The following is an 8,572-nucleotide window of genomic DNA, read 5'->3' as shown; positions in this document are numbered from 1 at the left end:
TGGTTGCTGGCTTCGCGGATGCCCTCCACGTCGAACATGGCGCTGTCGGGGAAGCCGCCGGCAAAGCTGATGATGCCCGGCTTGCCCAGGAGCTTGAACAGCTCGCGGATGGCGGAGGTTTCTACGTTGTTCAGGCGGTCGGCGAATTGCATGGGGTGGAATTCCGGTGGACGGTGAATCCGCCATTGTCGCCAATTGGCGTGCAGGTTTCCTGCGGCGTAGACTTGCCCTTCGACAGAATTCCCCTGGAGACCTGTGCCATGCCCCTGGAAATCCGCCAGTTGCCGAAGATGCGCCTTGCCTACATGCGCCACACGGGCCCCTACGGCCCGGCCCTGGGCCAGTTGTGGGAGCGCTTTGGCCAGTGGTGCGCCGAGCACCGCCTGAGCGAGCCGCGCCCCAGGTTCTACGGCCTGAGTCTGGACGACCCGGCCTGCACGCCGCCCGAACAATGCCGCTACGACGCCTGCGTGCAGGTCGGCGTGGGCCTGCGCACGGGGCCCGATGCCCAGGTGCAGGACTTTGCGGGCGGCGACTACCTGTGCCAGCGCTTTCACGGCACGGGCGCCGAGATCGGCGCGGCCTGGGCCGCCCTGGGTGCGCCGGGGCAGTTGCCCGAAGGCTGGGAATTCGATGCGCGCCCCGCCGTGGAGGTCTACGACGAGGACTTTGCGGTGGACCCGAAGACGGGGGCGTTTGCCTGCTGGCTGTATGCGGCGGTGCGCAAACAGGCCTGAAGTGAAACACCCCCTGAGTCGCTTCGCGCCTCGGTGTGTCCGCCAGAGGCGGCCCCCCTTCGGGCACGTCCAAGCCTGCGCAGGCAGGCTTGGAGCCGCGGCCCTCAGCCCCTCTCTCGACTCGCTGCGCGAGTCGGGAGGGGGACGCTCCCGGTGCGGCGGGGCGGCCCTTGCACGGGAGCACTGGCCTTGGCCGCGCCAGTTTCATGCGTCATGGGTGGCGTGCAGCGCAATGAACAACTGATACGGATTTGCCATCACCCCCCGGAACCAGCGGGCGCAGCGCCTCGACCAGGCTGGTGGTCCCTTGGCGCACCTCGCCCCCACCGGGCTCGACGTCGATGAGCCCGCCTCGCTGGTGGGCGTCATAGATGCCCACGAGCAGTCGGGCCATGCTCTCGCTCACGATGCGGGCAAAACGTTCCATCCATTGCGCGCGGGGGATGGCCTGGGCGGTGACGGGGCGCCCGAGCAATTCGCCCAGGGCTGCAGCCACATCGCTCGCGGCATAGCGGCGCGGCCCCTCGGCGTGGACGACACGCACGCCGGTTTCCACATCCGGGTGCTGCAGCAACAAGTCCGCCGCGATGCGGCCCACATCCTGCGCCGATACCGTGGGGAAGGGCCTGTCGATCTGCTGGTGGAATGTCGGCAGAACGCCCGTGGCTGCAGCCACCGGAATCAGGCCACGCCAGCCCTCCATGTGCTCGGCCGAGCGCAGGAACACCTTGGGCATCGGCAGCGGGCGCAGGCTTTCCTCGAAGCCGTGGAACACGCTGGGCATGCCGATGTCTTCGGCGACATGCGCGCCGTAGTCGGAGATCGCCAGCACCAGGCCTGGGCGCGCCTGCTCCAGCGCCCTCACCATGCTGTCGATGGAGCGGCGCATGTCGCCCACTGCATCGAGCGCCTGGGGCGTGGGCGGGCAGATGAGCTGCACGGCCTGGGCGCCCGCGAGCGCTTGGCCCAGGGCCTCGGGGTCTTGCAGGTTGGCCAGCACGACCTCGCAGCCGATGGCGGCCAGCCGAGGGGCCTTGGCCGCGTCGCGCAGCACCGCGCGGACCGGCAGGCCGGCCTCGCGCAGGGCCAGTGCAGTGGAATAGCCGACTTTTCCGGCGGCTCCGACAATTGCGAACATGGACTTTTTCCTTGCATCAAAGATGGGCAAGGATGCCGCCGCACGCCGCTGCCGTCGCGCAGATTCAGACCGTCTATTGCAATTTCGGACCGATTTCGCGCGCCTGGCGGACGATGTCGCCGGGCGTGTGGCCGAGCAGGCGGCGCATGGTGGAGGCCATGTGGCTCTGGTGGGCAAAGCCCGCCGCAGCCGCCACCTCGCTCGCGGGCATGGCGGTGCTCGTGAGCAGGGCGCGCGCATGTTCGACCCGGCGGCGGATGACGTACTGGTGCACGGGCATGCCGGTGCTGTTGCGAAACAGGGTCTTCAGCCGTGTGGCGCTGAGGCCGGCCACCAGCGCCAGATCGGCCAGGTGCAGCCGGTGGCCCAGGTGGCTTTCGATGAAGTCGGTGAGGCGCCGCAACTGGCGTGCCGACATCTTCGGCGCGGTGCGGCCCTGTGGCGCCAGGGCGTGGCCGCCCGCGGTCTCGATCAGGCGCACGGCCAGGGCGTTGGCCAGCAGGTCAATGTACAGCGGATCGGAGGGAACCTCCGCCTCCAGGTCGGCCTTGACGGCCCAGGCTATGGCCTCGATGCGCGTGTCGCGCAGCTGCAGCAGGGGCACCAGTTGCGCCCTGGTGGCCGGCACATCAAGCTCCTGCGCCACCTGCTCGATCAGCGCGGGCTGGAGGCCCAGGCGCAGGATGTGGCAGTCGGCATCGTCCTCCCAGGAGCCTCCCACGCCGGCAGGCACCACGTCGATGTCCCCGGGCTTCTGCACGCGGCGCATGCGCTCGCCACCACACTCGCAATCGGCATGCACGGGTGGGCCGAAATGCATGCCCAGGCGGTGCATCTCACCGCCCGGCACCTGCACCCGGCCCCGGGGGATGTGCACGAAATCGGCCTGCATTCCGCGCCACGCCCGGGTGGCGCTGGTGAGCAGGATCTGCGGCATCGGGGAAGAAGAGGGAGAAGAAGCCATGGCGAGCGGGAGGCGGGGCTGGGGGTGCCGAACAGCATACTCCCCTGCCCTTTCACCCCCCGGGACTCACTTCCACTGCTGCGCGAAGAACGCCGACACCTGGTTCTCCAGTTCGGGCTGGTAGGCCACCCGGTCGAAGCCCGGTGGGTTGGCTGCGGCATCGCCCGCATCCGAGGGCAGTGGCATCGAGGGTTGCGCCATGAAGGCGAAGTGCCCTGCTCCAGCCACCGTGCTGGCCTGGGCCCGGGGCATGTGTTCGGCCACGCGGCCGCCATGGTACTTGCCCACCAGCACGGTATCGCGCTCGGCCACGATGACACGCACCGGCACGCTGATGGCGGCCAGGCTCTCGGGGGTGAACACCACGGCCATGGGGGCCAGAGCGACCACGGCGCGGATGCGCGGGTCGGGCACGGCGACGCGCTGCGCGTCGCGGCCCGGGGCGTCTGCAGGCGCCGCCAGGGCCGCCGGAAGCGGGCCGGCAGCAGGCAGCTTGCCCAGGGAGCAGAACATGGGGTCGTCCTGCACGCTGCGGCAGTGCTGGGCGGCGCGCTGGGGTTCGGCCTCGGCCCCGGCCAGCGCCAGCACGGTGTAGCCGCCGGCGGAATGGCCTACCGCGCCGATGCGCCCGGCCGGGATGCGACTGCCCCATTCGGGGCTGGCCAGCAGCGCGTCGAGCACGCGGCTGACCTGGCGCGGGCGCTCGCTGAAGTAGCGGCCCGAGGTGACCATGGAGCGGTCTTCCCAGTTGTCGCCCGGGTGGCGCAGGGCTGCGACCAGGTAGCCGTCCCGGGCCAGGCGCGTGGCCAGGTGGTGGTGGCCCACCTCGGAGCCGCCCGTGCCGTGCGAGATCAGCACCAGGCCCTTGAGCGGCGCCTGGGCAGCGGGTGCACCGGGTGCCACCAACGGCTGCCAGGGGCCCATGGGCAGGGCACGGGCCGGCGCCGCGGTGGGGTAGAACAGCGCAACCGGGATGGGCGTGTCGCCGGGAACGGTGAAGGTGCGGTAGCCCGCCTGTTGTTGCTGCTGCTGTGTTGGTTGTTGGGCTTGTGCGCCCGCCTGGCCGGCCAGGCCCAGCAGGGCGGCCGCAGCGAGGGTTTGGAACAGCAGGGTCATCATGGTATGTGCCTTTGGAAGGACCGCGACAGCAGCGGCATGGATGGCACTGTAGGCAGACCCGCTGGCCCGGCACACCGGATTGCGACGAAATGCGGGAAAGTGTCGCCAAACACCTGGATCCGGGCGCAGGCGCCCCCAACCCCGCCCCGCTCTGCCCGCCCCCGCTCAGCCCGGATCGCGCGCTCAGTCCCCGCGGATGTCCGCCCGCGCCGCCACGGCCCGCATGGCGGGCAGCTCGCGCTCGATGCGCGCACGCAGGCCGTCGCCGTTGGACCACGAGGGCGTGAGGCCGATGTCCACCAGCTTCTTCCTGAACTCTGCCGAGGCCATGGTATCGGCCAGGGCCTTCTCCAGCTTGCCCTGCACCGGTGCGGGCAGGCCGGCGGGGCCGACGAAGGCGAACCACGAGCCCATGTCGAAGCCGGGGTAGCCGCTCTCGGCCACGGTGGGCACATTGGGCAGCAACGCCAGGCGCTGCGCGCCCAGGGCAACGATGGGCTTGATCTTGCCGGCCTTGATCAGCGGGGTGGAAGCCACCACCGTGTCGACCGCGAACTGCACCTGCCCGCCCATCAGCGCCGTGAGGTTGGGCGAGCTGCCGTTGAAGGGCACATGCAGCATCTTCGCGCCGGTGGTGGACTTGAGCACCTCGCCGCCGAAGTGCACGGACGAGCCCGTGCCGTAGGAGCCGTACGAGAACTTCTCGGGCGCGGCCCGGGTCTGGGCGATCACCTCCTTGAGCGTGCCGGCCGGCGTGTCGTTGTGGGCCACCAGCAACAAGCCCATGTCGGCCACCAGGCCCAGCTGTGTGAAGCTGCGCACCGGGTCGTACGGCAGGTTGCTGCGGATGGCCGGGTTCAGCGTGAAGGTGGTGTTGGCGCCCAGCAGCAGGGTGTAGCCATCGGCCGGCGCCTTGGCCACGAGCGACGCGCCCACCACGGTGCCGGCACCGGCCCGGTTCTCCACCACCATGGGCTGGCCCAGGCGCTCGCCCATGGCCGTGGCCAGCAGGCGGCCCAGGATGTCGGTGGCACCGCCGGGCGCAAAGGGCACGATGAGCTTGATGGGCCGGTCGGGGTAGCCCTGTTGTTGCTGCTGGGCCCACGCCGCGGCGGGCGCCGCCAGAACGGCCGCAACGGCCACCAGACTCGACAGGAAACGGGAACGCGGCATGGGCATGCGAAAACTCTCCAGGGCAAGGGAACGAAGGAATGGGGTGGGGACGGCCGCGCGCGCGCTCAGCGCAGCAGGGGGCTGTGCACCCTGGAGTAGCCGCTGGCCAGGTCATACGCATGGCCGATCTGCAGCACGGCGGCGTCAGACTGCGTGGGGCCGATGATCTGCAGCCCGGCGGGCAGGCCCTCGGGGCCGAAGCCTGCGGGGGCCGCCAGCGCAGGCAGGCCGGCCATGGTGGCGGGCACCACGGTCTCCATCCAGCGGTGGTAGGTGTCCATGCGGCGCCCCGCCACTTCGTGCGGCCAGTCCAGGCTGGCGTCGAAGGGGAACACCTGGGCGGCAGGCAGCACCAGGAAGTCAAAGCGCTTGAACAACCCGCGCAATGCCTGGTACCAGGCCGTGCGCACGCGGGCCGCGTCGTAAACCTGCATGGCCGTGAGCGCCAGGCCGCGCTGGATCTCCCACACCGCCTCGGGCTTGAGCTGAGCGCGCTTGGGCGCATCGTGGTACAGGGCTGCGTTGGCCCCCGCGACGTTGAAGCTGCGCAGGTCGAGCCAGGCCTTCCACAGCTGGTCCAGGTCGAAGTCGACCACGGCCTTCTCCACCGTGCAACCCACGGCGCGGAAATGGCCGAGCGCCTTCTCGCAGGTGGTGTACAGGCCCGGATCGGTGGGCAGGTAGCCGCCCAGGTCGCCCAGCCAGCCGATGCGCGTGCCCTGGAAGTCGCGCTCCAGCGGCTGGCCGAAAGCGGCCACATCTTCGCTGCGGCGCGTGAGCGGCAGGCGCGCATCGAAGCCGGCCTGCACCGACAGCAGCAGCGCCAGGTCGGGGATGTTGCGCGCCATGGGCCCGGTCACGCTGAACTGCTGGAAGAACACCTCTTCCGACGGACCGTGCGGCACCAGGCCAGGCGAGGTGCGCAGGCCATACACGTTGTTGAACGCGGCCGGCGTGCGCAGCGAGCCCATCATGTCCGAGCCATCGGCCACGGGCAGCATGTGCAGGGCCACGGCCACGCCCGCGCCGCCGCTGCTGCCGCCGGCCGAGCGCGCCGGGTCGAAGGCATTGCGCGTGGTGCCATAGACCGGGTTGTAGGTGTGGCCGCCCAGGCCGAACTCAGGCGAATTGCTGCGGCCGATGAAGAGCGCCCCGCTGGCGCGCATGCGCTCGAACACCACGGCATCGGTGTCCGTGACCTGGCCGGCAAAGATCGGTGAGCCGCGCGTGGTGATCATGCCCGCGGCGGGCGCGATGTCCTTGGGCGCCTGGGGCATGCCGTGCAGCGGGCCCAGGCTCTGGCCGCGTGCCAGTTGCACATCGCGTTCGGCGGCCTGGCTGCGCAGGGCATCGCGGTCGGCCATGGCCACCAGGGCGTTGACCACGGGGTTCAGGCGGTCCACCTGGGCCAGGTAGGCATCAAGCACCTCCACGCACGAGACCTCGCGCGCATGGATGGCGCGCGACAGGCCGGTGGCCGTATGGGCCACGATGCCACTGGGGGCGGCGCCCGTGGCAGAGGGGGTGGATAAGTCGGGCATGGGATGCGGGCGCTGTGTGTCGGAGGTAAGCCAGCATAAGCAGGCCGCCGGTTTTCTACAATCGGCGATTTCAGACGCTATCGTTGCGTTTTACGCAAATCAAAAAAAGGGGGTGCCATGCTTTCCAGCCGACTGCAGGACACGGCCCTGCGCTATTTCCTGGAAGTGGTGCGCAGCGGTTCGGTGAGCGAGGCGGCCGCGCGCCTGAGCGTTTCGCCCTCGGCCGTGAGCCGGCAGGTGGCGGCGCTCGAGGACCTGCTGGGCGTGCCCCTGTTCGACCGGCGCCCGCGCGGCATGGTGCCCAGCGCGGCCGGCGAACTGCTCGCGGCCCATGCGCGGCGCGGCGCACTGGAGGCCGACCGCGTGGTGGCGGACATAGAGGCGCTGCAGGGCCTGCACACCGGGCTGGTGCAGGTATGCAGCTCGGCAGGTTTTGCCATCGAGTTCCTGCCGCGCGTGATGGCGCAGTTTCGCACGCAGTACCCGGGCATCCAGTTCCGTGTGCGCGTGGCCAGCCCTGCGGCGGTGACCGCGGCCGTGCTCAACGGCGACGCCGACATCGGGCTGACCTACAGCCGCACGGCCGAGCGCGACATCACGGTGCAGCATCGCGAGGCCTCGCCGGTCATCGCCATCATGCGGCCCGACCACCCGCTGGCACGCCATGCCTCGGTCACGCTAGCGCAGATGCACCCCTACCCCATCGCCCTGCCCGAGCGCGACAACACCGTGCGCCAGCTCTTCGACATCGGCTGCAGCCAGCGCGGCCTGGTGTTCGAGCCGGTGCTGGTGTGCAACCACTTCGAGACCCTGACCCACTTCGCGCTGCACGGCGGCGGGCTGTCGATCTCGGGCGAGGTCACGGTGCGCGACCGCGTGCGCCGCGGCGAACTGCATGCCGCCCAGATCCGCGAGCGCGGCATGAGCGCCCGCGCGGTGGAGCTACAGACGCTGAGCGGCCGCACGCTGCCCGCGGCGGCGCGCATGTTCCTGGAATTCCTGCGCGCGCAGTTGGTGGAGCGCACGCCGGGCTGAACCCTTCTCTTTCCATGCACTGCGGGACAATGGGACACCACACAAGGCCAAACGACGGCAACAACAACCCAGCCCACCCACGATGAAAACCGAGCAGATCGAACCCTTCTTTGCCGCCCTGAAGGCCGCCAACCCCATGCCCAACACGGAGCTGGAGTACACCACCCCGTTCGAGCTGCTGGCCGCCGTGCTGCTGTCGGCCCAGGCCACCGACGTGGGTGTCAACAAGGCCACGCGCCGGCTGTTCCCGGTGGCGGGCACGCCGCAGGCCATCCTGGACCTGGGCCTCGAAGGCCTGGAGGGCTACATCAAGACCATCGGTCTGTACCGCACCAAGGCCAAGAACCTGCTGGAGACCTGCCGCATCCTGGTGGAGCAGCATGGCAGCGTGGTGCCGCGCACGCGCGAGGAACTCGAGGCCCTGCCGGGCGTGGGCCGCAAGACGGCCAATGTGGTGCTCAATGTCGCCTTCGGCCAGCCGACGATGGCGGTGGATACGCACATCTTTCGGGTCAGCAACCGCACGGGGTTGGCGCCGGGCAAGGACCCGCTGGCGGTGGAGTTGCAATTGATGAAGAGGGTGCCGGACGCGTACGCGGTGGATTCGCACCATTGGCTGATCCTGCTGGGGCGGTATGTGTGCCAGGCGCGCAAGCCGCGGTGTTGGGAGTGTGTGGTGCCGCAGTATTGTGATTTTGAGCCGAAGACGGCGGCGCCTTGAATCTTTGGCGATGGTGGCTTCTGCTCTTGTTTTGAGGGCGGAGGCCGGGATGTCCGCCCGGCGGCGGAGTAACTTTCTCTTGGGCCGCCAAGAGAAAGTCACCAAAGAGAAGGCGGCCCTGCTGTCTGCGTCCCTCCGCTTCGC

8 protein-coding genes and 1 pseudogene are annotated in these 8,572 nt (G+C 69.9%); 3 read left to right on the top strand and 6 right to left on the bottom strand.

Annotated features, from left to right (window positions below):
* Nucleotides 1–152 (bottom strand): annotated as a pseudogene (locus tag AC3WOH_RS34485) (PLP-dependent aminotransferase family protein); the annotation flags it as partial.
* A 108-nt stretch (nt 153–260) separates the two neighbouring features.
* Between AC3WOH_RS34485 and AC3WOH_RS34480 the strand changes: the two are divergent.
* Entirely contained in the window at nt 261–737 is a 477-nt protein-coding gene (locus AC3WOH_RS34480) for an AraC family transcriptional regulator (protein WP_492233833.1), read from the top strand.
* A gap of 211 nt (nt 738–948) precedes the next feature.
* Here the strand turns inward: AC3WOH_RS34480 and AC3WOH_RS34475 are convergent, their stop codons facing one another.
* From AC3WOH_RS34475 to AC3WOH_RS34455, 5 genes are all read right to left on the bottom strand, one after another.
* Complete coding sequence (locus AC3WOH_RS34475) at nt 949–1,875, bottom strand: NmrA family NAD(P)-binding protein (RefSeq protein WP_492233832.1); 927 nt, start codon at nt 1,873–1,875, stop codon at nt 949–951.
* A 73-nt stretch (nt 1,876–1,948) separates the two neighbouring features.
* Nucleotides 1,949–2,839: a helix-turn-helix transcriptional regulator gene (locus AC3WOH_RS34470; protein ID WP_492233831.1), complete on the bottom strand. Its 891-nt coding sequence runs from the start codon at nt 2,837–2,839 to the stop codon at nt 1,949–1,951.
* 66 nt (nt 2,840–2,905) lie between these two features.
* The gene (locus AC3WOH_RS34465) at nt 2,906–3,958 is read right to left on the bottom strand and encodes an alpha/beta hydrolase family protein (RefSeq protein ID WP_492233830.1); all 1,053 of its coding nucleotides are present in this window, start codon (nt 3,956–3,958) and stop codon (nt 2,906–2,908) included.
* Nucleotides 3,959–4,141: 183 nt separating this feature from the next.
* Nucleotides 4,142–5,137, bottom strand: a complete 996-nt coding sequence (locus tag AC3WOH_RS34460) for a Bug family tripartite tricarboxylate transporter substrate binding protein (RefSeq protein WP_492233829.1) — start codon at nt 5,135–5,137, stop codon at nt 4,142–4,144.
* A 59-nt stretch (nt 5,138–5,196) separates the two neighbouring features.
* The gene (locus tag AC3WOH_RS34455) at nt 5,197–6,672 is read right to left on the bottom strand and encodes an amidase (RefSeq protein WP_492233828.1); all 1,476 of its coding nucleotides are present in this window, start codon (nt 6,670–6,672) and stop codon (nt 5,197–5,199) included.
* A 117-nt stretch (nt 6,673–6,789) separates the two neighbouring features.
* On the opposite strand from AC3WOH_RS34455, the gene AC3WOH_RS34450 reads away from it, so the two are divergent.
* Both AC3WOH_RS34450 and nth read left to right on the top strand, forming a co-directional pair.
* Entirely contained in the window at nt 6,790–7,707 is a 918-nt protein-coding gene (locus AC3WOH_RS34450) for a LysR family transcriptional regulator (protein WP_492233827.1), read from the top strand.
* 82 nt (nt 7,708–7,789) lie between these two features.
* The gene (gene nth / locus AC3WOH_RS34445; RefSeq protein ID WP_492233826.1) at nt 7,790–8,428 is read left to right on the top strand and encodes an endonuclease III; all 639 of its coding nucleotides are present in this window, start codon (nt 7,790–7,792) and stop codon (nt 8,426–8,428) included.
* The last annotated feature ends 144 nt before the right edge of the window (nt 8,429–8,572 follow it).

The sequence above is a fragment of the Acidovorax sp. FW305-C-20-28 genome, from assembly GCF_058783375.1.
Note: the sequence above shows the minus strand (reverse complement) of the source record. Positions and strands in the feature narration are given on the sequence as shown.